25 protein-coding genes are annotated in these 24,437 nt (G+C 63.4%); 15 read left to right on the top strand and 10 right to left on the bottom strand.

Translation table 11 applies throughout. The features are described 5' to 3' along the window. From OCT39_RS10490 to OCT39_RS10475, 4 genes are all read right to left on the bottom strand, one after another. The gene (locus tag OCT39_RS10490) at positions 1 to 675 is read right to left on the bottom strand and encodes an HAD family hydrolase (RefSeq protein ID WP_263584419.1); all 675 of its coding nucleotides are present in this window, start codon (positions 673 to 675) and stop codon (positions 1 to 3) included. Beyond that, positions 672 to 1,646, bottom strand: a complete 975-nt coding sequence (locus tag OCT39_RS10485; RefSeq protein WP_263584418.1) for a 2-hydroxyacid dehydrogenase — start codon at positions 1,644 to 1,646, stop codon at positions 672 to 674. The genes OCT39_RS10490 and OCT39_RS10485 overlap by 4 nt, the downstream gene beginning before the upstream one ends. Positions 1,647 to 1,753: 107 nt before the next feature. Then, complete coding sequence (locus OCT39_RS10480; protein ID WP_263584417.1) at positions 1,754 to 2,725, bottom strand: sugar kinase; 972 nt, start codon at positions 2,723 to 2,725, stop codon at positions 1,754 to 1,756. Positions 2,726 to 2,742: 17 nt separating this feature from the next. Next, positions 2,743 to 3,750, bottom strand: coding sequence for a substrate-binding domain-containing protein (locus OCT39_RS10475; protein ID WP_263584416.1), 1,008 nt, complete (start codon positions 3,748 to 3,750; stop codon positions 2,743 to 2,745). Between the two features lie 137 nt (positions 3,751 to 3,887). On the opposite strand from OCT39_RS10475, the gene OCT39_RS10470 reads away from it, so the two are divergent. From OCT39_RS10470 to OCT39_RS10455, 4 genes are all read left to right on the top strand, one after another. Then, entirely contained in the window at positions 3,888 to 5,405 is a 1,518-nt protein-coding gene (locus OCT39_RS10470) for an amidase (protein ID WP_263584415.1), read from the top strand. A 45-nt stretch (positions 5,406 to 5,450) separates the two neighbouring features. Continuing rightward, positions 5,451 to 6,272 carry a methyltransferase domain-containing protein gene (locus OCT39_RS10465; RefSeq protein WP_263584414.1) on the top strand — a complete coding sequence of 274 codons (822 nt, stop codon included), beginning with the start codon at positions 5,451 to 5,453 and terminating at the stop codon, positions 6,270 to 6,272. Beyond that, positions 6,269 to 7,255, top strand: a complete 987-nt coding sequence (locus OCT39_RS10460) for a methyltransferase (RefSeq protein WP_263584413.1) — start codon at positions 6,269 to 6,271, stop codon at positions 7,253 to 7,255. The genes OCT39_RS10465 and OCT39_RS10460 overlap by 4 nt, the downstream gene beginning before the upstream one ends. 85 nt (positions 7,256 to 7,340) lie before the next feature. Continuing rightward, on the top strand, positions 7,341 to 8,066 hold the full coding sequence (locus OCT39_RS10455) for an SIMPL domain-containing protein (protein WP_263584412.1): 726 nt from the start codon (positions 7,341 to 7,343) through the stop codon (positions 8,064 to 8,066). A gap of 3 nt (positions 8,067 to 8,069) precedes the next feature. On the opposite strand, the gene OCT39_RS10450 is transcribed toward OCT39_RS10455, so the two are convergent. The 4 genes from OCT39_RS10450 to greB all read right to left on the bottom strand — a co-directional run bounded on the left by OCT39_RS10450 (position 8,070) and on the right by greB (position 10,775). Then, entirely contained in the window at positions 8,070 to 9,377 is a 1,308-nt protein-coding gene (locus OCT39_RS10450) for an arsenic transporter (protein ID WP_263584411.1), read from the bottom strand. Between the two features lie 4 nt (positions 9,378 to 9,381). Further along, the gene (gene arsC / locus OCT39_RS10445) at positions 9,382 to 9,798 is read right to left on the bottom strand and encodes an arsenate reductase (glutaredoxin) (RefSeq protein ID WP_263584410.1); all 417 of its coding nucleotides are present in this window, start codon (positions 9,796 to 9,798) and stop codon (positions 9,382 to 9,384) included. Continuing rightward, positions 9,795 to 10,154 (bottom strand): ArsR/SmtB family transcription factor, encoded by a 360-nt coding sequence (locus tag OCT39_RS10440; RefSeq protein ID WP_263584409.1) that lies wholly within the window; start codon positions 10,152 to 10,154, stop codon positions 9,795 to 9,797. Before OCT39_RS10440 ends, arsC begins: the two co-directional genes overlap by 4 nt. A gap of 87 nt (positions 10,155 to 10,241) precedes the next feature. Continuing rightward, complete coding sequence (gene greB, locus OCT39_RS10435) at positions 10,242 to 10,775, bottom strand: transcription elongation factor GreB (protein WP_263584408.1); 534 nt, start codon at positions 10,773 to 10,775, stop codon at positions 10,242 to 10,244. Positions 10,776 to 10,971: 196 nt separating this feature from the next. Here greB and OCT39_RS10430 point away from each other — a divergent pair, with 196 nt between their 5' ends. The 9 genes from OCT39_RS10430 to OCT39_RS10390 all read left to right on the top strand — a co-directional run bounded on the left by OCT39_RS10430 (position 10,972) and on the right by OCT39_RS10390 (position 18,826). Next, complete coding sequence (locus tag OCT39_RS10430; protein WP_263584407.1) at positions 10,972 to 11,613, top strand: TRAP transporter TatT component family protein; 642 nt, start codon at positions 10,972 to 10,974, stop codon at positions 11,611 to 11,613. A gap of 80 nt (positions 11,614 to 11,693) precedes the next feature. Next, the gene (locus tag OCT39_RS10425) at positions 11,694 to 12,380 is read left to right on the top strand and encodes an NUDIX domain-containing protein (RefSeq protein WP_263584406.1); all 687 of its coding nucleotides are present in this window, start codon (positions 11,694 to 11,696) and stop codon (positions 12,378 to 12,380) included. Continuing rightward, positions 12,373 to 12,819: a DUF1249 domain-containing protein gene (locus OCT39_RS10420; RefSeq protein WP_263584405.1), complete on the top strand. Its 447-nt coding sequence runs from the start codon at positions 12,373 to 12,375 to the stop codon at positions 12,817 to 12,819. Before OCT39_RS10425 ends, OCT39_RS10420 begins: the two co-directional genes overlap by 8 nt. Next, entirely contained in the window at positions 12,819 to 13,556 is a 738-nt protein-coding gene (locus OCT39_RS10415; protein ID WP_263584404.1) for a metallophosphoesterase, read from the top strand. The genes OCT39_RS10420 and OCT39_RS10415 overlap by 1 nt, the downstream gene beginning before the upstream one ends. 205 nt (positions 13,557 to 13,761) lie before the next feature. After that, on the top strand, positions 13,762 to 14,724 hold the full coding sequence (gene cysD / locus OCT39_RS10410; RefSeq protein ID WP_263584403.1) for a sulfate adenylyltransferase subunit CysD: 963 nt from the start codon (positions 13,762 to 13,764) through the stop codon (positions 14,722 to 14,724). A gap of 1 nt (position 14,725) precedes the next feature. Next, complete coding sequence (cysN, locus tag OCT39_RS10405) at positions 14,726 to 16,159, top strand: sulfate adenylyltransferase subunit CysN (protein WP_263584402.1); 1,434 nt, start codon at positions 14,726 to 14,728, stop codon at positions 16,157 to 16,159. A 209-nt stretch (positions 16,160 to 16,368) separates the two neighbouring features. Beyond that, entirely contained in the window at positions 16,369 to 16,932 is a 564-nt protein-coding gene (locus OCT39_RS10400; protein ID WP_263584401.1) for a type 1 glutamine amidotransferase domain-containing protein, read from the top strand. Continuing rightward, entirely contained in the window at positions 16,932 to 18,065 is a 1,134-nt protein-coding gene (locus OCT39_RS10395) for an App1 family protein (RefSeq protein WP_263584400.1), read from the top strand. The genes OCT39_RS10400 and OCT39_RS10395 overlap by 1 nt, the downstream gene beginning before the upstream one ends. 86 nt (positions 18,066 to 18,151) lie before the next feature. Further along, positions 18,152 to 18,826: a zinc metallopeptidase gene (locus OCT39_RS10390; protein ID WP_263584399.1), complete on the top strand. Its 675-nt coding sequence runs from the start codon at positions 18,152 to 18,154 to the stop codon at positions 18,824 to 18,826. A gap of 3 nt (positions 18,827 to 18,829) precedes the next feature. On the opposite strand, the gene cmoB is transcribed toward OCT39_RS10390, so the two are convergent. Together cmoB and cmoA are read right to left on the bottom strand one after the other, a co-directional pair. Continuing rightward, the gene (cmoB, locus tag OCT39_RS10385; protein ID WP_263584398.1) at positions 18,830 to 19,843 is read right to left on the bottom strand and encodes a tRNA 5-methoxyuridine(34)/uridine 5-oxyacetic acid(34) synthase CmoB; all 1,014 of its coding nucleotides are present in this window, start codon (positions 19,841 to 19,843) and stop codon (positions 18,830 to 18,832) included. Between the two features lies 1 nt (position 19,844). Beyond that, positions 19,845 to 20,588, bottom strand: coding sequence for a carboxy-S-adenosyl-L-methionine synthase CmoA (gene cmoA / locus OCT39_RS10380; RefSeq protein ID WP_263584397.1), 744 nt, complete (start codon positions 20,586 to 20,588; stop codon positions 19,845 to 19,847). Between the two features lie 103 nt (positions 20,589 to 20,691). Here cmoA and pgi point away from each other — a divergent pair, with 103 nt between their 5' ends. Both pgi and parE read left to right on the top strand, forming a co-directional pair. Continuing rightward, entirely contained in the window at positions 20,692 to 22,383 is a 1,692-nt protein-coding gene (gene pgi / locus OCT39_RS10375) for a glucose-6-phosphate isomerase (RefSeq protein ID WP_263584396.1), read from the top strand. A gap of 147 nt (positions 22,384 to 22,530) precedes the next feature. Beyond that, entirely contained in the window at positions 22,531 to 24,426 is a 1,896-nt protein-coding gene (gene parE, locus OCT39_RS10370; protein WP_263584395.1) for a DNA topoisomerase IV subunit B, read from the top strand. Positions 24,427 to 24,437: the final 11 nt, after the last annotated feature.

Genomic DNA, 24,437 nt, shown 5'->3' with positions numbered 1-24,437 from the left:
CTAAACCGCGATGGCCTCGCGAAGTCGGTGAACGGCGTCGGCAAGCTCGCTGGCATGGCGAATCTCGACCGCGCCTTGCGGCGTTTTCTCCTCATCGGGAAAGTGGTTGAGGTGAATCACCTGCATGCCGGCGGCCAGGCCGGCCTCGACACCGACCGCTGCATCGTCGATCACGATGCAGTGCTGTGGGGCGAACCCCATGGCCGTGGCGGCCTGGCGGTAAAGCTCCGGGTCCGGCTTCCAGACGTTAAGGGTGTAGGCGCTGAAAAGTCGGCCTTCGAAGTGGTGCTCAAGGCCGGTGCTCTCCAGCGCGCAGCGGATCTTGCGCTCCGGACCGTTGGACACCACCGCCTTGGGGTAGCTTGCCAGCAAATCGAGCGCGGCCGGCATCCCGGCCACGGGCGCAAGCTCGGCGCGCATGCGCGCTTCCATGCGCGCGCGCATGTCCGCCTCGAGCGCCTCAAACCGGTCCGACGTGAGCGGCGTAAAGCGCGTCTCCAGCTCGTTGACGATGGTCTGAAAGCGCACGCCACGAAACTCCTCCATGTACTGGTTTGCGGAGAAGGGCAGGCCGAACTCGGGCAACAGCTCGCCCATGACCTCGGCCAGCAGAATCTCGCTATCCACCAGCGTGCCGTCGGAGTCGAACAGCAGGCAAGGGGCCGGCTCGCTCATGTCAGCACCTCTTCGTTGACCGGGCTTGGCGGGCGCTCGCCGGTCAGCGCCAGGCGCATATTGTCCACGGCGCGCTGGGCCATGGCGGTGCGCGTTTCATGGGTGGCGGAGCCGATGTGGGGCAGGGCGACGACGTTGGCCATGCCGGGCAGCGGCGAGGTATCGCCAAGCGGCTCGCTTTCGAATACGTCGAGCCCGGCACCCCGGATGACACCGCGCTCCAGCGCGTCGATCAGCGCGCCTTCATCGACCACCTTGCCGCGGGCGATGTTGACCAGAATGGCCGACGACTTCATCTGCTCAAGCTCCCTGGCGCCGATCAGTTTTTCGGTTTCCTCGGTCAACGGCACGGTGAGGCAAACGAAGTCGGATTCGCACAGAAGTTGATCGAGCTCGCGGCGCTCGGCGCCGAGCTCACGCTCCACCTCAGGCTTGGGCGAGGCGTTGGAGTAGAGCACCCTCATGTTGAAACCGAGCGCCCCGCGCCGGGCTACGGCCTGGCCAATACGCCCAAAGCCCACCATGCCGAGCGTCTTGCCATGCACGTCGCTGCCGTACAACTCGGTGCCCACGCCAGACTCCCAGGCCCCAGCCTTGACCCAGTTCGCCAGCTCCACCAGGCGCCGTGCGGTAAGCATGATCAATGCAAAGCCGGTATCGGCAGTGGTCTCGGTCAGCACGTCCGGGGTGTTGCAAAGCAAAATGCCCCGGCGGGTCAGCTCGTCGACGGGAACGGTGTCGTAGCCCACTGAGACCGTGGCAATTACCTCGAGATTCGGCGCGGCGTCGAGAAACTCGCGGGTGACCGGCAGGCTCGCACCGATGATGCCATGAACCTGTGAAAGGGTCTCGCGCACCTTGGCGTCCGACAGGTCGAAGGAGCCAAGCGGCTCGAGCAGCTCGAAATACTCACTGAGCTCTGCCAACTGATCGTCGTTGAGTCGTCCCTGAACAATGATGCGCTTTTTCATGCTCTCTCCTGTCGCTTGGCTATACACGTTAACTAGCTATTGGTTTTATAACGGTTTTTATAAACGGTTTGATGAACGGTTTTTGTAAACAAATCTCTTGAAAAGGTTTAAACGTCACTCTCAAGCGCTTCAAGGCGGTCGCGAGAGGGTAGCCCCTCCATATCGCCGACCACCTGCACCGCTTGGGCGCCGACCAGGTTGCCGCGCGCCAGCGCCTTGGCCGGGGGCAAGCCCTCGAGCAGCGCGCTGATCAAACCCACGGCAAACCCATCCCCCGCGCCGACCGTATCGACCACGTGGGCTACCGGCTGGCTGGGCACGTCCAGGCTTTCGAGCGCCCCGCCCAGGCGGCCGCGATAGTAGCTGCCCTGCGGCCCGAGCTTGATGACCACCGCGCTGGCGCCGCGCGCCAGGTAGAAATCCGCGATCGCCTCCGGGGTGTTCTCGCCGGTCAGGCGCTCGCCTTCGGCCAGGCCCGGCAGTACCCAGTCGGCCAGGCCTGCGAGCTCGTTGAGCGTATCACGCATCTGCGCCTCGCTTTGCCAAAGCGTTGGGCGCAAATTCGGGTCGAACGAGATGGTGGCGCCGTTGGCGCGAGCGCGCTCCATCAGCCGGCGGGTGAGTGACAGGGCGCTGTCCGAGAGCGCCGGGGTGATGCCGGTCACGTGTAGATGGTCGAGCTCTGCGAAATCCACCGCGTCGGCGTCGGCGGTGCTTAGATGACTTGCCGCACTGCCGCGGCGGAAGTACTCCACCCGCGGGTCGGCGCCGTGCTCGGCGCGCTCCTTGAACATCAGCCCGGTCGGGTGCTCCGGGTCGGTGACGATATAGCGATCGTCGATGCCCTCGGCGGTCAGCGTCTGGCGCACGAACTCGCCGACGCTGTCGCGGCCGACCCGGCTTAGCCAGCTGACCCGAAAGCCGAGCCGCGACAGGCCGATGGCGACGTTGTTATCGGCACCGGCCAGCCGGCGGTGAAACTGCTCGACACCGGCAAGCGGGCCGGGCGCGTCAGCCACGAGCATGCCCATGGCCTCGCCAAAGGTGAGAACACAGAGCGCAGAGGGTTGAGTCGACATGGGGGTTCTCCAAAGGATCAGATGAGAGGGAAATCGGGATGGATCGTGCTGCCTCGCGCGAGCAGATGCGGCGCGTGGCGGTCGGTAATGCGCGTGTCAGGCGGGTCGAGCAGGCGCGCGATCGCCGCCTCGCCGATGGCATCAAACGGCTGCGCCAGGGTCGTGACGCCTGGGCCGACCAGAGCGCACCAGTCGAGCTCGTCGATTCCCATCAGGCCCACGGCGCCCAGGGTGAGGCCTTGCACCTGAAAGCCCTGCACTGCGCTGAGCGTGGCGGTGCCGTTGGCGCAAAGCACCGCGACGGGCGCGTGGAATGAAGGCGTTTTGAGCGCCTCCAGTGCCGGGTAAAGGCTTGCGGGATCGAGACTCGACTGAACGTGCGCGGTCAGCTGGCGCGCAGCGCTTTGGTCGATGAAACGCTCCAAGCGCTCTCGGCGGGCGCTGGCGGTGGCCGGGTCGTTGGTGACGTAGAGCACCTGGCGGTAGCCTCGCGCGACCAGGTGATCCAGGGCCGTGTCGATGGCAAGCGCGTTGTCCAGCCCGACCACGGCGCGGCTGACGCTGGGGATTTCCCGGTCCAGCAGCACCACCGGCACGCCGGTATGGGTGAGCGAGTCGAGCGCCTGGTGAGGGGCGCCCACGGCGTTGACCACCAAGCCTTCGACCTGGTAGGCCGTTAAAAGCGCCAGGTGGCGCTGCTCCTGGCTCGGGTCGTTTCCGGTATTGCAGACGATGAGCGAGTAGCCACGAGCGCGCGCGGCCTGCTCGACGGCGTGCACGGCGGCCACGGAAAACGGGTTTCGAATGTCCGCGACGAGCATGCCCAAAAGCTGAGTGCCGCCACCTTTTAGCCCGCGCGCCATCAGGTTGGGCTGATAGCCAAGCGTTCGCGCGGCGGTGTCGATACGCGCCTTGAGCGCTGGGGAAAGCTTGTCGCGCTCCGGGCCGAAAAAACGCGAAACGCTGGTTTTCGAGGTGTTCGCCTCTCGGGCGACTTCAATGAGCGTCGCGCGGGAAATCGTCATTGCAGGGGCCACCATAAGGTGTTTGGGAACGTTCCCATTGGGAGCGCTAACGTTATCGCGTTCGGCCGCCCTGGGCAATATCGCCAATGGTGGTAGAGTAGGCTTTCGTGAGAGTGGGCCGGTTGGGGAGGCGTTCGATGAAGGTGGAGGAGTACCAGACATTCGATGCCACGGGGCTTTCCGAGCTCGTGCGCCGGGGCGAGGTGAGCCGTGACGCGCTTTGTGAGGTAGCCATCGAGGCGATCGAGCGGTTCAATCCGGCGCTTCACGCGGTGGTGCGTACCCGCTTCGAGCAGGCGCGCCGCGAAAGCCGCGCCGTGGATCAGAACGCTTGTTTTGCGGGCGTGCCGACGCTTGCCAAGGATCTGTTGATGGCGATCGCCGGTGAACCGCTGGCGGCGGGGAGCGCTTCGCTCGCCGAGTGGCGCCCCCTTGAGGATTCGCCGCTCATCACCCGAGCGCGGCAGGCGGGGCTCGTCGTGTTGGGTCAAACCGCGACGCCGGAGTTTGGCTTGATGGCCATTACCGAGCCGAAAGCGTTTCCCCATCCGCACAATCCCTGGCGTTTGGGTCATTCGCCGGGCGGCTCCAGCGGTGGCGCCGCGGCGGCGGTGGCTGGTGGCCTGGTGCCGCTGGCGCTGGCCGCCGACGGCGGTGGCTCGATCCGCATTCCGGCAAGCTACTGCGGTCTGTTCGGCTTCAAGCCGACCCGCGGGCGCACGCCGCTCCCACCCGCTCAGGCCGAGGTGTGGCAGGGCGCAGTAGTCGAGCACGCTATCACCAAAAGCGTGCGCGATAGTGCCGCGCTGTTGGAGCACATCAACGGTGCCGGCCCCAGCGGCCCGTATCCGGTTGCTCGGGAAACCGGCTATCTGAGCGCGCTGTCATCACCAGGCCCAAAACGGCGCATCGCGGTATCGCTTGGCGAGCCGCTAAGCCAAAGCCTTGGCACGACGCTCGATCCAGAAACGCGCAAGGCCGTCGAACACGCCGCGAAAATGCTTGCCGATATGGGCCACGAGGTGAGCTGGTGCGACCCGCCGGTCGACGGTGCCCACCTGGCCAGCAGCTACCTGACGCTCTATCTCGGCCAGGTCGCCGCGGACCTTTCGTGGGTTAGCCGGGAAACCGGTATCTCTCGTCGCCGTCTCGATATCGAACCGGCCACGCGGGCCATCGGTCGACTCGGCGCCAGGCTTTCGGCCAGAGAGTACGAGCTGGGCCGGCGCGAATGGTTCGTGGCGGCAGAACAAATGAGCGCGTTTCATCGGCGGTTTGACGCACTGGTGATGCCGGTGACGGCGTCAAGCGCCCCGCGTATTGGTGAGCTATACCCTTGCCGCACCAGAGAGCGACTTTTGTCGCTGCTGGCGGTACCCGGGCTTTCCCGACTGGCGCTGCGGGCCGGGGCGTTGAAGCACCTGGCGATGGAGGCGCTCGCGCGCACACCCTTTACTCAGCTGGCGAATTTGACCGGCCAGCCCGCCATGTCGCTGCCGCTTCATCGCGATGCCGCGGGCCTGCCGATCGGCGTGCAAATCGTCGGGCGCTTTGGTGAGGACAGAGCACTTTTACAGCTCGCCCATGAGCTGGAGCAGCGCGACAACTGGCAGCATCATCTGCCATTGCAGGCGTTTTCGGCGCAACACGCGTAAACTACACCGCTTTGATTCGGCTTGTCGGACGTATGCACGCACACCATGCACTCACATTATGAATTGACCGGGGCGGGCGATCGCTACTTCGACGGCATGACCGAGAAGTTCTCCCGCGCGCTTTACCACGCCCCCCGCGGCGAGCTGCGCTTGAAAATGCTCGATTACCTGCTGCCGCAAATGCTCGCCCTCGAAGACCAGCCGGTGCTCGATATCGGCGGCGGCCTGGGCCAGCAGGCGGCCTGGTTTGCCGAGCGCGGCCATGCGGTGACGCTGGCCGAGCCTTCCGGTGACATGCTCGACTACGCACGGCGCTGGCACGCCGAGCGCGATGCGATTCCGGACGACGCCATCGCGTACCTTCAGGCCCCGCTTCAGGCGCTGGCCTGTGAGGCGCCCGGCCCCTGGCCGCTGATTACCTGCCACGCCGTGCTCGAGTGGCTGGGCGAGCCGCGTGGCGCGATCAAGACGCTTTCCGGACTGCTTGCTCCGGGCGGCCAGCTGAGTCTCATGGTGTTCAACCGCGATGCGCTGCGCTTTTCCAACGCCGTGAAGGGGAACCTGGAAAAGGCGCTCAGCGACCGGCTCGAAGGCCAGGGCAGGCGCCAGCGGCTGACGCCGATCTCGCCGGTGACGCACGATCAGATCAGTGCCTGGGCCGAGGAGAACGGCCTTGCGCTCTCTCAGGCGGCGGGCATCCGCATTTTTCAGGACTACCTGCGCAAGCCCCCGGCGAGCGAGGCCGAAGAAGCCACACTCCTGGCGCTGGAAAAAGCGTACTGTCGCGCTGAGCCGCACTGGCGGCTGGGGCGCTACCTGCTGTACACCTTGACCAAACCATTGACCCAACCCGAGACTGATTCATGAGTGCCCAACTTCCCGCCTGCCAGCTGTTACAACGCTACTACGGCGATCACACCGCGCTGTGCCCGGTTGCCCCCGGGCGCGACGAGTGGCTCGTTCACCAAAGCGCTAGCATGGTTAGCGACAGCGTCGCTCTGCGCGATGTTTGGCATACCCACCAGAAGGCGGCGTTCAGCCCGTTCGAGCCGACCATCGAACTCAAAGGCCAGGTGGTGCTGTTCTGGCCCAAGGCGCATCAGCTCGGCCTCTGGTGGCTCGACTGGCTCTGCCAGGTGCTGCCCGAAGGCACGAGTGTCGATATCGTCGGCGAGCACCAGGGCGGCATCAAGCGCGTGCCCAAGTGGCTCGACGAGCGCGGCCTTAAGTGGGACAAGCTCGACAACGCCCGGCGCTGCACGCTTTACTCTACGCGCACCCGGGCGCTTGGTGATCCGGACGCCGCCTGGACGACCTTCACCGCCGGTGAGCTGACGCTTGCCAGCCACCCGGGCGTGTTCGGCCACGGCAAGGTGGACGAGGGCACCACGCTGCTGCTCGAAGCCCTCGATTCGCGCGGTCTCAAAACGCCGCTGCGCGTGCTCGACATGGGCTGCGGTGACGGCATCATCAGCGCCTGGCTTGCCAAGCGCGGCCATGAGGTGAGTGCCATCGATGTCAGCGCCTTCGCCGTTCAGGCGACCGAGCGGACGCTGGCGGCCAACGCGCTCTCGGCGCGGGTGCTCGAAAGCGACGTCTACTCGAAACTCGACGGCGAGCGTTTCGATCTGATCGTCAGCAACCCGCCGTTTCACCAGGAGCGTGATATCAGTTTTAGGCCGAGCGCGCGGCTGATCGAAAAGGCCCGCGAGCACCTCACCCCGCGCGGCGAGCTCGTGCTGGTGGCCAACGGCTTCCTGCCCTACCCGGAGCTTTTAAAGCGCGCGATGGGCGAGTTCGAGACGCTGGCGGATAACCGTCGCTTCAGAGTCTACCGCGCGGGGGCGTGATTGTTTTAGCGCCTGCGCGGCGCTTTTGGATCGCGCCGCGGTCCAAAAGCGATCAAGACGTGTTGAATCCTGTGAGGAGAGACGTATGGCCGTGAAAACGCGCGGTATCGGGGCGCTGGCAAGCGCGGTGGCGCTGGGCGGGCTCGTGGCCCTGGGGCTTGGCTGGGGCGGAAGCTACCTGAAAAGCGCCGCCGAGGTGTGGCAGCACTCGTCGCGCAGCGTCACCGTGCGCGGGCTCGCCGAGCGGGAGGTGGCCGCCGACCTGGTGCTCTGGCCGCTCAACTATACGGTCACCGCCGACACGTTGGCCGAGCTTGAGCGGCATCTTTCCGACGACGAAGCACGAGTGCGCGATTTTCTCGCCGAGCGCGGCTTCGAGGCCAGCGAGATCAGCATGACGCCGGCACGCATCACCGACCAGTACGCCAACACCTACGGCGGCGAGCGCCCGGACGAGCGCTTTCGCGCCGAGGCGACGCTTTTGCTGCGCACCGAGCGGGTAGAAGAGGTCATCGAGGCGGTGCCTCAGGCTACGCGGCTGGTGCGCGACGGCGTGCTGCTCTCGCCAAGCTACGAGTACCGCACCGAGTTCCTGTTTACCGGGCTCGATGCGATCAAGCCGGAGATGATCGCAGCGGCCACGGCGGATGCCAGAAGCGCCGCCCAGCAGTTTGCCGAGGACTCCCAAAGCGCGGTGGGCGGGATCACCAGCGCCACCCAGGGCTACTTTTCGATCGAGGATCTCGACAGCTACACGCCGCAGATCAAGCGTGTGCGGGTAGTCACCACCGTCGACTACGCTCTCGAGTAGGCGCTACGGCGATACCCGCGGCAGCCAAAAGACCAGCGCTAAAAGCGTTGCCAGCAAGACCGGTGGGGTGATCAGAAGCCCCACCTTCATGTACTGCCCCCAGCCGATGCGAACCCCCTTTCGTGCCAGCACGTGCAGCCAGAGAAGTGTGGCCAGACTGCCGATGGGCGTGAATTTCGGCCCCAGGTCGTTGCCGATGACGCTGGCGTAGATCATCAGCTCCCGGGTCAGCTCTGGAAGCTGGGCCTGGTCGATGGCCAGCGCCGCCACCAGCGTCGACGGCATGTTGTTCATGATCGAGGCGACCGCCGCAACGAGAAAGCCGGTGCCGACGGTGGCAACCACGCTCCCCTGGCCCGCAAGCCACTCAAGCGCCCGCGCCGCGTAGTCGGTGAGCCCGGCGTTGCCCAGCCCATACACCACCAGGTACATGCCCAGCGAGAACAGCACGATCTGCCAGGGCGCGCCGTGTAGCGCTTGAGAGACTGACACTTTGCTTTCGCGACCGCCGCGCCACCACCGCCCGGCGAGTGCCATCAGCGAAATCGCGGCGGCGCCGGTGACCAGCGCGATGGGAACGCCCAGCGGAGCGGTCACGAAATAAGCCACCATCAGCAGCGCCAGAAGCGGAAAGGCGGCGCGAAATACCAGCGGATCCTTTATCGCCGAACGCGGCGCTTCGAGCTTTTCAATCGGATAGCGGGCGGGGATGCGACGCCCGAACGCGAGCCAGAGCACGCCTAGCGTAGCGGCAAGCGATACCAGGTTGACCGGCACCATGACCTGGGCATAGCGGTCGAAACCGATGCCAAAGTAGTTGGCGGTGACGATATTGACCAGGTTGGAGATCACCAGCGGGAGGCTCGTGGTATCTGCAACGAACCCGGTGGCGATGATGAAGGCCAGCGCCGCTGGCGGCGTGAACTCCAGGCGCAGCAGAATGGCGAGCACGATCGGCGTGAGCAGAAGCGCGGCGCCGTCGTTGGCAAAAAAGGCGGCGATCACCGCGCCCAGCAAAACGACCAGCGGAAACAGCAGATGCCCACGGCCGCCGCCCCAGCGTGCCACGTGCAGCGCCGCCCAGGCGAAGAAGCCCGCTTCATCCAGAATCAGCGAAATGACGATCAGCGCCACGAAGGTGAAGGTGGCGTCCCAAACGATATGCCACACCACCGCCACGTCCGCCAGCGCAACGACCCCAGTGACGAGCGCGACCAGTGCGCCGCCCAGCGCGCTCCAGCCAATGCCAAGCCCCTTGGGCTGCCAGATCACCAGCACCAGGGTAGCGATGAAAATCGACAGTGCCAGCATGGTGTCAGTTATTCGCCTGGGAGGCGGGCGTCACGCGTTCGCCATCCTCCTTGGTGAACGACGCCACCGGGTTGTCCAGCAGCTCGAACACCTGCTCCGAGGGCCGGCAAAGCCGCGCGCCCTTGTCGGTCACAACGATTGGGCGGTTGATCAGAATCGGGTGATCGAGCATGGCATCGATAATGGCCTGGTCATCCACGGTGGGGTCTTCAAGGCCGAGCTCGCGATAGGGCGTTTCCTTCTGGCGCAGCAGCGCCCGCGGCGTAATTTTCATCAGTTTGATCAATTCGATCAGCCGCTCCCGGCTCGGCGGGGTCTCCAGGTACTCGATCACCTCCGGCTCTTCACCCGAGGCGCGCAGGATGGCCAGCGTATTGCGCGAGGTGCCGCAGCGTGGGTTGTGATAGATCAATGGGGTCATGAGGAAGGCTCCTGCGGGGAGGATGAGTGGCAAGGGGAAAGCGTGTCGATCAGCGGCGCGCAGAGCGCGGGGTCGCCGTTACAACAGTCGCTGATCAAATAGGCGATGACCTGTTGCATGTGCCCGGGGCTTGCGCGATAGATGATCGAGCGGCTCTCGCGGTGCGAACTTACCCAGCCTGCTCGACCAAGTACCGCGAGGTGGGCCGATAGCGTGTTGTGAGGCACGTTCAGCCGCCGGGCCAGTTCTCCCGCCGCCAGCCCCTCGGGCTCGTGGCTTAGCAGCAGGCGTAAAGCCTCCAGGCGAGTGGGCTGGGCGAGCGCGCTAAAACTTGAGGTGGCATCGTTTATTTCCATATGTCTAGTATTATGGACATATTATTCGTTGGCAAGTGTTTCATTGAATGTTCATGAACTGGCGGCGGTGCGGATCGCGTTGTGCGGTCAGGGGTTGGCGTAGCGAACGTCAGTCACGGTATAGAAGGCCTCGCCGGTCGGCGTTTGTACGGTGATCTCGTCGTCCACTTCCTTACCCAGCAGCGCTTTCGCCATGGGCGCGTCGACGCTGATCCACCGCTTGTCGGTGTCGATCTCGTCGTGGCCGACGATACGAATGTCGAGCGCTTCGCCGTCGTCGTCCTCGAGGCTTACGAACGCGCCGAAAAAGATCTTGTCGGTATCCGCCGGCAGGCGGTCGACCACCTGCAGCTCGTCGAGCCGCTTGGTCAGGTAGCGGATGCGCGCGATCACCCGGTTGAGCTCTTTCTTGTTGTAGGTGTAATCGGCGTTCTCCGAGCGGTCGCCAAGTGCGGCGGCTTCGCCTACTTTGGTCGAAAGCGCCGGGCGCTTTACCCGTGAAAGGTGGTCGAGAATGCCGCGCAGCCGCTCGGCGCCCTGGGCGGTGATCAGATTGCTTTTGGGCTCCTGGCGCGGGTCCTTGGCCGGGTCGCGCCAGCGGGTCATATTGCGGCCTTTCATGCGGTTTCACTCCTTGCGTTCGAGTGCCCAAGCTTAATCGAAAGCGCCGGCGCGCCCAATGGCATTATTCTGGGCAAAGCGCTGGCGAGTCATTCAAACGTTCGTTACATTATTTGGCAGGGCGCCCGTTGGGCCGCCCGATGGCTGCCTCGATCGGGCAATAAAAACATTCACAAAAACAACCAAGGAGCTTTTCATGCGCACGCACACTTCTCGCTGGCTGTTGGCAGTGACCCTCGGCGGGGCGCTCGCGCTTTCGCCGCTCGCCGCTAGCGCCTACCAGGACGAACTCTTTTCGCTCAAAAACCGCTGGGAACATACGGTGACGGAGCTTCCGGCCAATCAGCGTCAGGGGACGCTTGAGGCGCTGAGTGATGAGGCCGAAGCGCTTGCAAGTCAAAACCCAAACGAGGCGGACGTGCTGGTGTGGCAGGGCATCATTTTAGCGTCTTACGCGCGCGAGCGCGGCGGGCTGGGGGCGCTGGCCAGCGCGAAAGAGGCGCGTGCCGTGCTCGAGCGCGCCATCGAGCTCGACCCGCAGGGCAGCAACGCCTCGGCCTACGTGACGCTGGGCGCGCTCTATGACCGCGCACCGGGCAGACCGCTCGGTTTCGGCAACAGCGATACCGCCGAGCGCATGTTTCAGCGCGCGCTCGAGATCCGCCCGAACGGGATCGACGTCAATTTCTACTACGCAGCGTTTCTGAAGGAGGAGGGCGATATCCAGGGCGCCCGCGAGTACGCCACCCGCGCCGTCGAGGGCACTGCGCGTGAAAACCGTCAGCTGTCAGACGAGGCGCTGCGCCGCGAAGCCCAGGCCTTTCTTCAGGCGCTCTAAGCCCGCGCTCAAGCGCTCAAATTGGCATTCCCGGCACCGAGCATTGATAATAGAGCGATTGTGCCAACCGGGAGTGCCTTATGGCGTCCAGCCTTACGTCGCCGCAGGCGAGCAAGCTTGCGGCCCCCGAACTCACGCGTGCCGATGTCGAACTCGAGACGCGGGAAACGCTCTATCAGGGCTTTTTCCGGCTCGAGGCGCTGACGCTACGCCACCGTCTTTTCGAGGGCGGCTACAGCAGCTCCATGCGCCGCGAGATTCATAGCCGTTTCGACGCGGTGGGCGTGTTGCTTTATGACCCGCATCGCGATGCGCTGGTGCTGGTCGAGCAGTTTCGCGCCGGCGCCATCGATGACCCGCGCTCGCCCTGGAAGCTCGAACTGGTGGCGGGGCTGGTCGAGGAGAACGAATCCCTCGAGGACGTGGCCCGGCGTGAATCCCGGGAGGAGGCGGGTTGCAAAGTGGGCGCGCTGACCAAACTTCACACCTACTACCCGAGCCCCGGTGCCTGCAACGAGCGGGTAACGCTTTTTTGCGGGCTGGTCGACACCGCCGGCATGGGCGGTATTCATGGCCTCGATGAAGAGCACGAGGATATTCGCGTTCACGTGGTCAGCTTTACCGATGCCTTTGCGCTTTTGGAGCAGGGGCGCCTCGATAACGCCATGTGCTTGATCGGGCTTCACTGGTTGAACGGCCAGCGCGCCTCACTGCGCGCCACCGCCAGGGCCCCTGTTTCCCCATTCGAAAGGAGCGAAGATGGCTAGAGCCGCCTACGTCACCGACCTGAAATCCCTGCAAGGGGAGTGCAGCGCCAACTACGCGCGCCTGCTGCGGCTGGTGAGCGATATGGACGCCGGTCAGCAGCGCGATATCACCCTACACAGCAAAGGGCGGGAGCTTGGCGCGCTTCACTTGGCCGTGCTGGAGCAGGCGCCCTACACCACCATGGTCGAGGTCACCCAAAGCGGGCCGCTGGACGGCGTGCTGGAAGGACCCAAAATGCGCGTGCACCTGTATCACGATGTGCGCATGGCAGAGGTGACCGACTTTCAGCGCCAGCGCCACTTCAATGGCCGCTACCGCTATCCCAACGCCAAAATGCACCAGCCCGATGAAAAGCTGCAGCTCAATCGCTTTCTGGGCGAGTGGCTGGCTCATGGGTTGACCCACGGTCACGCCTACGATATCCCCGAGTATCCTTGATGCGCCTGATTCAGATCACCGACGCCCACCTCTACGCCGATAAACACGCGCGCTCGCGCACCGGCGTCCCCTGGCGTCAGTTCGAGCGCGTGCTGGAGGCGGTCATCCAGGAGCGCCCGGACGTGGTGCTGCTGAGTGGCGACGTTAGCCAGGACGAAACCCTGGTCTCCTATCAGCACGCCTGTCAGGCACTGGCGCGCCTGCCGTGCCCCTGGTTCTGGATTCCCGGCAACCACGATCAAGTCGAGTTCATGGCCGAGTGCCACCCGCTTTTGAGCGAAGTCGATCTCGGCGAGTGGCGCCTGCTCCTGCTCGATACCCGAGTCGAGGGCAAACCGCACGGGGAGTTGGGCGCTGAGCAGCTCGAAGCGCTCGTTGAGCGGCTCGAATCGAGCGAGCAGCCTACCGTCGTTGGCCTGCACCACCCGCCGGTCGACGTGGGCGCCGCGTGGATGGACGCTATTGGCCTGCTCGATCGCGACGCCTTTTGGCAGGTGCTCGAGCGCTTTCCCCTGGCTCGCGTCTTGCTGTTTGGCCATGCTCACCAGGGCTTCGCGCAGACGCTTGCTCTCGGCGATCATGAGGTGTCGGTATATGGCTGCCCGGCGCTGGCGGATCAGTTCATGCCCGGCGCCCTCGAGTTCGCCGTCGATCAAGCCTCGAGACCCGGGTATCGGGTAGTGGAGCTTCGCAGCGGTGGCGAGTGGCAGACCTGGATCGAGCGGGTCGGCATGTAGATCGCCTTTTTTCGCGCTCCCTATTGAGTGCGCTTTGGTTCTTATAGAAGAGCTTCTATAGTTTTTTAAAGAATAAAAAGATAGTTATTAATTCTTTCAGGTTATTACTTTTCGGCGTTACCCTACTTGCAGTGACGATCATCAGGCAAACACCGTTTGCAGGCACCGTTAGTCAGCACCCCGGTGCTTTGAGAGGGAGTAGGCAATGACCCAGATTACCGCTGCGCCGGTCGATGAACGGCGCGAGCCCACCGTGGCGATCGACGGTGCGCGCCAGACGCACCTCAAACAGCTCGAAGCCGAATCGATTCATATCATCCGTGAAGTCGCCGCCGAGTTCAGCAATCCGGTGATGATGTACTCCATCGGCAAGGACTCCTCGGTCATGTTGCACCTGGCGCGCAAGGCCTTCTACCCGGGGCCGCCGCCGTTCCCGCTTTTGCACGTCGATACTACCTGGAAGTTTCGCGAGATGATAGAGTTTCGCAACCGCATGGCGAGTGAAGCGGGCATGGAGCTTCTGGTGCACACCAACGAAGAGGGGCGCGCGGCGAACATCAATCCCTTCGATCACGGCAGCGCCAAGTACACCGACATCATGAAGACCCAGGCGCTCAAGCAGGCGCTGGACAAGTACGGCTTCGATGCCGCCTTCGGCGGGGCGCGCCGCGATGAAGAAGCGTCGCGCGCAAAAGAGCGAGTTTACTCCTTTCGCGACAAGTACCACCGCTGGGACCCCAAGAGCCAGCGCCCGGAGCTTTGGAACACCTATAACGCCAAGGTCAACAAGGGCGAGTCGATTCGCGTATTTCCGCTCTCCAACTGGACCGAACTCGATATCTGGCAGTACATCTATCTGGAGTCGATCCCGATCGTGCCGCTTTACTACTCCGCCCCGCGCCCGATCGTCGAGCGCGACGGCATGCAGGTAATGGTCGATGACGAGCGCCTGCCGCTGGCGCCCGGTGAGGTCCCGGAGCAAAAATCCGTGCGTTTCAGAACGCTTGGCTGTTACCCGCTTACGGGGGCTGTCGAGTCTACGGCGGCCACGCTCCCCGAGATCATCCAGGAGATGCTGCTGACGCGCACCAGTGAGCGTAGTGGGCGTGCCATCGACCGCGACCAGGTCGGGTCGATGGAGAAGAAAAAGCGCGAGGGGTACTTCTAACATGGCACACCAGTCGAATTTGATCGCCGACAACATCGAGCAGTACCTGCAGGAGCACGAAAACAAGGATCTTTTGCGCTTCATCACCTGCGGCAGCGTCGATGACGGCAAGTCCACGCTGATCGGGCGAATGCTTCACGACTCGAAGATGATTTTCGAGGACCAGCTCGCCGCGATCACCCAAGCGTCCAAAACAAGCGGCACCACCGGGGACACGGTTGATTTGGCGCTTCTGGTCGACGGGCTGCAGTCCGAGCGCGAGCAGGGCATTACCATCGACGTCGCGTACCGCTTTTTCTCCACCGACAAGCGCAAGTTCATCATCGCCGACACGCCGGGTCATGAGCAGTACACCCGCAACATGGCCACCGGCGCCTCCACGGCGAGCCTGGCGGTGATTTTGATCGACGCCCGCTATGGCGTGCAGACCCAGACCAAACGCCACAGCTTCATCGCCGACCTGCTCGGTATTCAGCATTTGGTGATCGCGGTCAACAAGATGGATCTGGTCGAGTTTTCAGAGGCGCGCTTCAACGAGATCAAGCGCGAGTATCAGCAGTTCGCCACCAATCTGAACGCGCCGGACATTCGTTTCGTGCCGCTGTCGGCGCTGACCGGCGACAACGTGGTAAATAAAAGCGAGCGTACGCCCTGGTACTTCGGCCCCGGCTATGAGTCCCGCACGCTAATCGAGCTTCTGGAAAGCGTCGAGCTGACCCAGGACCAGAACCTCACCGATCTGCGCCTGCCGGTGCAGTATGTCAATCGGCCGAACCTCGATTTTCGCGGCTATTGCGGCACGCTCGCTGCGGGCATTCTGCGCCCGGGCCACCGCGTGAAGGTGCTGCCCTCGGGCAAGACCTCGACGGTCGAGCGCATCGTCACTTATGACGGCGATCTGAGCGCCGCCTACCCGGGCCAAGCGATCACCGTGACGCTCGATGACGAGATCGATATCTCCCGCGGCGATTGGCTGGTCGATGCGCACGCCGATATCCCGCTATCCAATGCCTTCAAGGCGGACATCGTGTGGATGCACGAAGACGCGCTCACGCCGGGCAAGCTGTATGACTTCAAGCTCGCCACCCGCGATCTCTCGGGGCAGGTGCGCGCCATCGACTATCAGGTCGATGTGAACACGCTGGCGCAGTATCCGGCCGAGCAGCTCGAGCTCAACGCGATCGCCCGCTGCGAGGTCGAGCTTACCGCAAGCATCCCGCTGGACGACTACCGCTCGAGCCCGGGGACGGGAAGCTTCATTATTATCGACCGGCTGACCAACGTGACCGTCGGGGCCGGCATGATTCGCGGCGTCGCCGCTCAAGGCGAGCAGGAGCAGGGCACCGACTGGGCTGCCTTCGAGCGCGATTTGAACGCGCTGGTACGTAAGCACTTCCCGCACTGGGACGCCCGCGACATCAGCAAGCTGTTCTAAAGCAAGCCTGCGCTCGTTTCAGGCGCTCGAGCCGGCCCCGTTTTCGGACGGGGCCGGCTTTTTTGTACAACTTATAACGAGATGGTAGCGGGGGTTTAAGTGGTTTGACTGCTTGACGATTGTACAGGATGAGCCACACTTGTTAGGCGTTGTAGGAGATGAAGCAACGTATGTTTAAAGCACATGTTCATCACGAAAAGGAGAGCACGATGAGTCAAGCACTGAATGGTAAACGCGTTGCGATTCTGGCCGCGGACGGTTTTGAAGAGTCCGAGCTCAGCGTGCCGCGCGCGTCGCTGCAAAAAAATGGCGTCGAGGTTCACATCGTGACGCCCGATGGCAAGGGTATTCGTGCCTGGGCCGAAACCGAGTGGGGCGATACCTACGACGCCGACAAGGCGTTATCAGACGTATCCGAGTCCGACTACCATGCGCTAATGCTGCCGGGCGGTCTGTTTAACCCGGATGAGCTTCGTACCAACGACGACGCGCTGAGCTTCGTCAAGGCGTTCTTTCAGGCCGGTAAACCGGTTGGCGCAATCTGCCACGCGCCCTGGATTCTGATCAACGCAGGCGTGGTCGACGGTCGCAAGATGACCTCGGTACACAGCATCGCGCAGGATCTCAAAAACGCCGGCGTGAACTGGGTCGACGAAGCCGTGGTCTGCGACGAAGCGCTGGTCACCAGCCGTACGCCGAAAGACCTCGATGCTTTCTGCTCCAAGCTTCTTGAAGAAATTCAGGAAGGCAAGCACTCGGGTCAGCACGCCTGATGCCATGGTATAGCCCGTGGGCAAGCTTCGTTAAGCGGCTTGTCCACGTTGTCGCCAAGCCCATGAAGCGCGACAGCGGCCGAGGAGGGATGGTGGTGCATCCCTACCGCGGCTACGGGTCGCAAAAGGAAGTTTTCGTCATGGGCCGCGTCTTTCGACAGGCGGCACTCGGCCGCGCCATTCCCCGGCGCGGCATTTTACGTGATACCGCGGACGTGGCTCGACGCATCTTTCGCCGCGGCTTCAAGGAGGCGCAGGTCGAAATTCGTATCGGTGAAAACAAATTGTCGCTGATTACCGACCGTGACGGCTACTTCGACGCCCATATTCCCATCGAGCGCGATTTACCCATCGATGTGTCCTGGCATCGCGCCGATATTCTCGTGCGCGCCGACGGGCACCCGCCCATGCGTACCAACGCGGAGGTGTACGTGCCGCCGCCGGAGGCGGATCTGTTGGTGATCAGCGATATCGACGATACCGTCATGTTCACCGGCGTGGCGGAAAAGCTGAAAATGCTCTATCGGCTGTTCGTGCGCAAACCCCATCGTCGTACCGCGTTTCCAGGCGTCGCCTCGCTTTATCAGTCGCTTTACCGCGGCAAAAGCGACAAGGCCGAGCGGCCCATCCTTTACGTTTCCCGCGGGCCCTGGGCGATTTACGAAATGCTCGAAACCTTTTTCCAGCTCAACCGCATTCCGGTCGGGCCGATTCTTTTTTTGCGTGAGTGGGGTATCTCCTGGCGCAAACCCTGGCCGCGCAAGGCCGAGGATCACAAGCGCGACTTGATCGACCGGATGCTGACACTCTACGACGACATGCCCTGTGTGCTGATCGGCGACAGCGGCCAGCACGACCCGGAGGTCTACACCGAGGTGGTCAAGGCTTATCCCGGGCGCATCAAGGCGGTCTATATTCGCCGGGTGGACAAGGACCCCAAGCGTCAGGAGGCCATTCAGCGTTTGCGCGACGAGCTCAAGGGCAGCGACTGCGACCTGATTCTCGCCGCCGATAGCGTCCTGATGGCCGAACACGCTTACGAGCAGGGCCGCATTTCTGCCCGCGGGCTCGAAGCGGTCAAGCGCGACGTGCGAGAGCATCGCCAGGAAGAGGCGCAAGAGGCGAGTCTCTAACCCTCATCAGTCACCCCGCCAGTGCACGCAAGGTGCGATCGTGGTACAACGGTCAGTCATCCGGCGACTGCCCTGGACACTTGACCATGATCGTACTGCTGATCGCGCTGGCGCTGGCTATTTTTCTTCTGCCCAATCTCTGGGCGCAGTGGGTATTAAAGCGCCACACCAAAGGGCGCAACGACTACCCCGGCACCGGGGCCGAGCTGGCAAGCCACTTGCTGCGCCGCTTTGATTTGAAAAATGTAGGTGTGGAAGTGAGCGAGCAGGGCGACCACTACGATCCGATCGACCGCGTGGTGCGACTCTCGCCGGATCATTTCAACGGCCGCTCGCTCACCGCCGTAACGGTGGCCGCGCACGAAGTGGGACACGCTCTCCAGCACGCTGAAGGCTACGCGCCGCTGATTGCCCGAAGCCGTATGGTGGGCGTGGCGCAAAAAGCCGAGAAACTCGGCGCACTGTTGATGATGGCCGCGCCGTTTCTGTTCCTCCTTACCCGCCTACCCGGTAGCCTGGCCGCGGTGATCGCCGTGGCGGTGATCAGCTTTGGCACCGCCGCGGTGGTGCATCTGGTCACGCTACCGGTGGAGTTCGATGCCAGCTTCAATCGGGCCCTGCCGCTTTTAAAAGAGTATGTGCCGCCTTCTGACATGACCGGCGCCCGCCACGTGCTCACCGCCTGCGCGTTCACCTACGTGGCGGCCTCGCTTGCCAGCATTCTGAATCTGGGCCGTTGGCTAATGATTCTGCGCCGCTGAGCGTTAACCCGGTTTGTTCGCTATCACCACCGCGCGGCGCGGCGCCGGGTAGCCTTCGATGGTGCGCGACCTGTCCTCGGGGTCGAGAAAATCCGCAAGCGACTGATAGGTCATCCACTCGGTGGAGCGCTGCTCATCGAGCGTCGTTGGGGCTTCATCGACCACGCGTACATTGGTGAACCCGCAGCGTTCCAGCCAGTGGCAAAGCGCTTTCGAGGAGGGCAGAAAATAGACGTTGGGCATTGCCGCGTAGCGCTCGCCGGGGACGAACACCGTCTGCTCGTCGCCTTCGACCACCAGCGTTTCCAGCACCAGCTCGCCGCCGGGTGCCAGCGCGGCTTTTAGCTGATTAAAGTGCTCGAAAGGCGAGGCGCGGTGATACAGCACGCCCATGGAAAACACGGTGTCGAAAAACCCCAGGTTCTCCGGCACGTCCTCGATGCCCACCGGTAGAAAGTGGGTGCGGTTGCCATCGGCGTCGCCGACGAAGTGGCGCACCGCCTGAAACTGCCAGTAAAACCGCGGTGACGGGTCGATCACCAGCACAAACGCCGCCCCCGCGCCGGCCATGCGCCAGGCGTGGTAGCCGCTGCCGCCGCCCACATCGAGTACCTTGCGATATTTCAAATCGGACAGGTGCGGCGCCACGCGCTGCCACTTCCAGTCCGAGCGCCACTCGGTATCGATCTCGATGCCGCCCAGGTTGAACGGACCCTTGCGCCAGGGCGCGAGTTTTTTGAGCAGGTTAAAACACTGGCGGCGCTGGCTCTCATCGAGTGCGACGTCCACGCGAACGGTGTCACTTTCAAGCTCGACCGTTCGTGACTGGGGCAGAGTCGGCAGCTTTCTCGCCGCTTTTTCCCAAGCGGAGAGGTCGCCGTGGCGTTTTTTATCCAGGCCCTGATTGAGCTGCTCGGGCAGGCGCGCAAGCCAGGCAAGCAGGGCGACGTTGTGTGCGGCCTGATCGAGAAACGCACGGTAGAGCGCCTGATGGTCGTCGGGGAGCGGGGTCGCCACGTTAGCTCTCCTTGAACGCGATCAGGGAGGCGAAGTTCAGGTACTGAAACCAGGTCATCGCGCGGGGGAAGCCGGCACCGCTCAGCCGCTGGTGCAGGCCGTCGAGGCTGTCGGGAATCAGTACGTTCTCGAGCGCGGTACGTTTCTGGCTGATTTCCAGATCCGAGTAACCGTTGGCGCGCTTGAAGTCATGATAGCGCTCGACTCGCCAGGCGTTGTCGCGCTCATCCGGGTCGACGGTCTTTTCGGACAAAATGAGCACGCCGCCGGGTTCGAGCGCCGCATAGAGGCGCGCCAGCAGCGCGTCGCGATCATTGGGCGGCAGAAACTGCAACGTGAAGTTCAGGATGATCATGCCTGAACCTGTATACTCGAGGGTTCGAATATCCGCTTCGAGCACTGATATGGCGTGCTCGGGGCATTCGGCCTCAAACGTTTGGCGCGCTTTTTCCACCATCGCCGGCGATACGTCGACGCCGGTGTAGCGAAACGCATCGGCGGGCAGGGCGCCGGCGAGCGCCAGGCCCGAGGCGCCCAGCGAGCACCCGAGATCGTACACGTGGGCGCCGTGGCGCAGGTGGCGCTTTGCGATCACGCCCATCATCCCCAGAATCTGGCCGTACCCCGGCACTGACCGGCGAATCATGTCGGGAAAACAGGCCACTACCTGTTCGTCGAAAGAGAAGCGCGCCACGCGGTCAAGGGGTGTCGAAAAGATGGCGTCACGGTAAGATGCGGTACTCATGGGCAAGCCAGGATCAAAAGTGGAAGGGGCGTAGTTTACGCCCCCGCGCTTTGAGGCGACAGTCCTGGGCTTTCGGATACCCGCCAAAAAGAGGGAAACGGCTTTGGCACAACACGACACACCCGATACGCTGCCCGCCTGGCAAACGCTCCAGCAGCACGCGCAAACGCTGAAAACGATGCACCTGAAGGACCTTTTCGGCGACCCGGACCGCTTCGAGACGTTTAGCCACGAGGTGCACGGGCTCACGCTCGATCTCTCGAAACAGCGCTTTGACGACGATACGCTGGTGCACCTGCTGGCGTTGGCCGAGGAGGCGGGCGTACCCGGTGCCATCGAGGCGCTGTTGAGCGGCAAGCGGGTCAACATCAGCGAAAATCGCCCGGCGCTTCATACCGCGCTGCGCCTGCCGGTGGAGGCCACGCTCGACGTCGAGGGCGAAGACGTCGTGGCCTGTGTTCATGAAAGCCTGAATCAGATGGAGCGACTGGTAGAGCGTCTGCACGCCGGCCAGTGGCGCGGGGCAACCGGCAAGCCGATTCGCCACGTGGTGAACCTGGGCGTGGGCGGCTCGGATCTCGGCCCCTTGATGGTCACCCACGCGCTGGCGGATTACCGGCCCGCGGACATCCATCCGGTGGACGTACACTTCGCCTCGACCATGGACGGCTCGCAGCTTGCCGACTACCTGGCGCGCTTCAATCCGGAAACCACGCTGTTCATTCTGTCGTCGAAGTCGTTTACCACCATCGACACGCTCTCCAACGCCAATACGGCGAAGGATTGGCTACTGGGGCGGCTCTCCGAGCACGACGACATGGCCGGTGCCAAACCGGTGAGCGCAAAGCTCATCGTTCGCCAGCACTTCATCGGCGTGTCGGCGAGCCCGGAGAAGATGTGCGAGTGGGGGATCGCCCCGGATCATCAGCTGATGTTCTGGGAGTGGGTGGGTGGGCGCTATTCCCTTTGGGGCACCATTGGCCTGCCGATCGCGCTGATCGTCGGCATGAAGCACTTTCGCGCGCTGCTGGCCGGGGCGCATGCGATGGACAACCACTTTCGCCAGGCGCCGCTCGAGCAGAACCTGCCGGTGCTGCTGGGTCTGGCCGGCATCTGGAACGTCAATTTTCTCGACATTCGCGCCCACTCGATTCTGCCCTACGACGGGCGCCTTGAGTACTTCGCCGCGTATCTCGAGCAGCTCGAAATGGAGTCCAACGGCAAGTCGGTCACCGGGCGGGGCGAGCGCGTGAACTACTCGACCTGCCCGGTGCTTTGGGGGCAGCTCGGACCTAACGCTCAGCACGCGTTTTATCAGCTTCTCCATCAGGGCACTCAGCCGGTGGTGTGCGACTTTATCGCCCCGCTCAAACGCTACGACGATGTCGAGGACCCGGACACCCGGCGCCATCTCAAGGCGCAGCACCGGCTGTCGCTGGCCAACTGCTTTGCCCAGTCGCGGGTGCTTATGCTTGGCGATGACGCCGTCGACGAAGAGGGCGCGCCGCCGGCACACAAGCGCTATCGCGGTAACCAGCCTTCGACCACGGTGCTGATGGACGAACTCACTCCGCATACCCTCGGTGCGCTGATCGCGCTATACGAGCACAAGGTGTTCGTGCAGGCGGTGATCTGGGACATCAACCCGTTCGATCAGTGGGGGGTGGAGCTTGGCAAGGAGATCGCCAAGGAGACCCGCGCGCTGATGGAAGGCAAGGGGGACGTGAGCCGTCTGGACGCCTCGAGCCAGGGGCTGATTCGCGCGTTCTGGGCCGCCGAGCAGAGCGAACCCTGATCCATTTTATCGCGAACGTGGCCGGCGAGGTGTCGGTCACTCATGGCTGGATATACAGTAGTTTGCATTTGCGCTATCCTGTGCCTTTTTCGCCGCGCCGTTCACCCTTGCGCGGCCCAAGTACCGTTTTCCAGGAATTGATGCACCATGACCCAGTTTGACGGCTCCCAGTACGGCGCGAGTTCGATCGAGGTTCTCTCCGGACTCGAGCCGGTACGCAAGCGCCCCGGTATGTACACCGATACCTCGCGACCCAACCACCTGGCCCAGGAAGTCATCGACAATAGCGTCGACGAGGCGCTGGCGGGTCACGCCACGGCCATCGAAGTGGTGCTTTCAGGCGACGGCGCCATCGAGGTCAAGGATAACGGCCGCGGTATGCCCATCGACATCCACCCGGAGCACGGCGTCTCCGGGGTCGAGCTGATCCTCACCAAGCTCCACGCCGGCGGCAAATTCTCGGCGTCGAGCTACCGCTTTTCCGGCGGTTTGCACGGCGTTGGGGTGTCGGTGGTCAACGCGCTATCGCGTCGTTTGGAGGTCGAGGTCACCCGCGACGGCGCCCGCCACGCCATCGCTTTCGAACACGGCGAAAAGGCCGAAGAGCTTCATGAGATCGGCAAGGCTGCCAAGCGCGCCACCGGCACGCTCGTGCGCTTTTGGCCCGACGAGAGCTACTTCGATAGCCCCAAGCTCGCGCTTGGCCGCTTGAAACATCTTTTACGTGCCAAGGCGGTGCTCTGCCCGGGGCTTGCAGTGACGCTGGTCGAGCCCGACGGTACCAAAACCGAGTGGGCCTACGCCGACGGGCTGCGTGATTATCTCGCCCAGGCCACCGACGGCTATGAGGTGCTGCCGTCCGAGCCCTTCGTCGGCCACTTCAGCGATGACGAACACGGCGTCGACTGGGCGATCCAGTGGCTGCCGGAAGGCGGCGAGGCGCTGCTGGAAAGCTACGTCAACCTGATTCCCACGCCCCAGGGTGGCACCCACGTCAACGGCTTTCGTTCCGGGCTGCTGGACGCGCTGCGCGAATTCTGCGAGTACCGAAGCCTCTTGCCTCGCGGCATCAAGCTCACCGCCGACGATCTTTGGGAGCGCGCCTCGTTCGTGCTGTCGGTCAAGATGCTCGACCCGCAGTTCGCCGGGCAGACCAAGGAGCGGCTCTCCTCGCGCACCATCGCAGCCTTCGTCTCCAACGTGGTCAAGGACGCCTTCTCGCTGTGGCTCAACCACCACGTCGACCAGGCCGAGCAGCTCGCGGAACTCGTCATCAGTGCGGCGCAAAGCCGCCAGAAAAAGGCCAAGAAGGTCGCGCGCAAGAAGGTCACCTCGGGCCCGGCGCTGCCCGGCAAGCTCGCCGACTGCTCCGGCCAGGACCCCTCTCAAAGCGAGCTGTTTCTGGTCGAGGGTGACTCCGCCGGCGGCAGCGCCAAGCAGGCGCGCAACCGCGAAACCCAGGCGATCCTACCGCTGCGCGGCAAGATCCTGAACACCTGGGAGGTCGAAACCCACGACATCTACGGCTCCCAGGAGGTGCACGACATTGCGGTCGCGATCGGCGCCGACCCGGGCAGCGCCGATCTCGAGAAGCTGCGCTACCACAAGATCTGCATTCTCGCCGACGCCGACTCCGACGGCCTGCATATCGCCACGCTCCTGTGCGCGCTGTTCGTTCGGCACTTTCCGTCTCTGGTGGACGCCGGTCACGTCTTCGTTGCCATGCCGCCGCTTTACCGTATCGATCTGGGCAAGGAGGTACACTACGCCCTGGACGAGAGCGAAAAGGCGGCCATTCTCAAAAGCCTCGCCAAAAAGCGCGGCACCCCCAACGTTCAGCGCTTCAAGGGCCTGGGTGAAATGAGCCCCTTGCAGCTCAGGGAAACCACCATGGCGGTGGAGACGCGCCGGCTGGTGCAGCTCACCTTGAATGATGGCGACGGCACCATGGAGATGATGGACATGCTGCTGGCCAAGAAACGCGCCGGCGACCGTAAGAAGTGGCTGGAAGATTACGGCAACCTCGCCGAGATCGACGTGTGATAGCGCTTAAA

The organism is Halomonas sp. GD1P12 (assembly GCF_025725645.1).
Taxonomy (GTDB): Bacteria; Pseudomonadota; Gammaproteobacteria; order Pseudomonadales; family Halomonadaceae; genus Vreelandella.
Note: the sequence above shows the minus strand (reverse complement) of the source record. Positions and strands in the feature narration are given on the sequence as shown.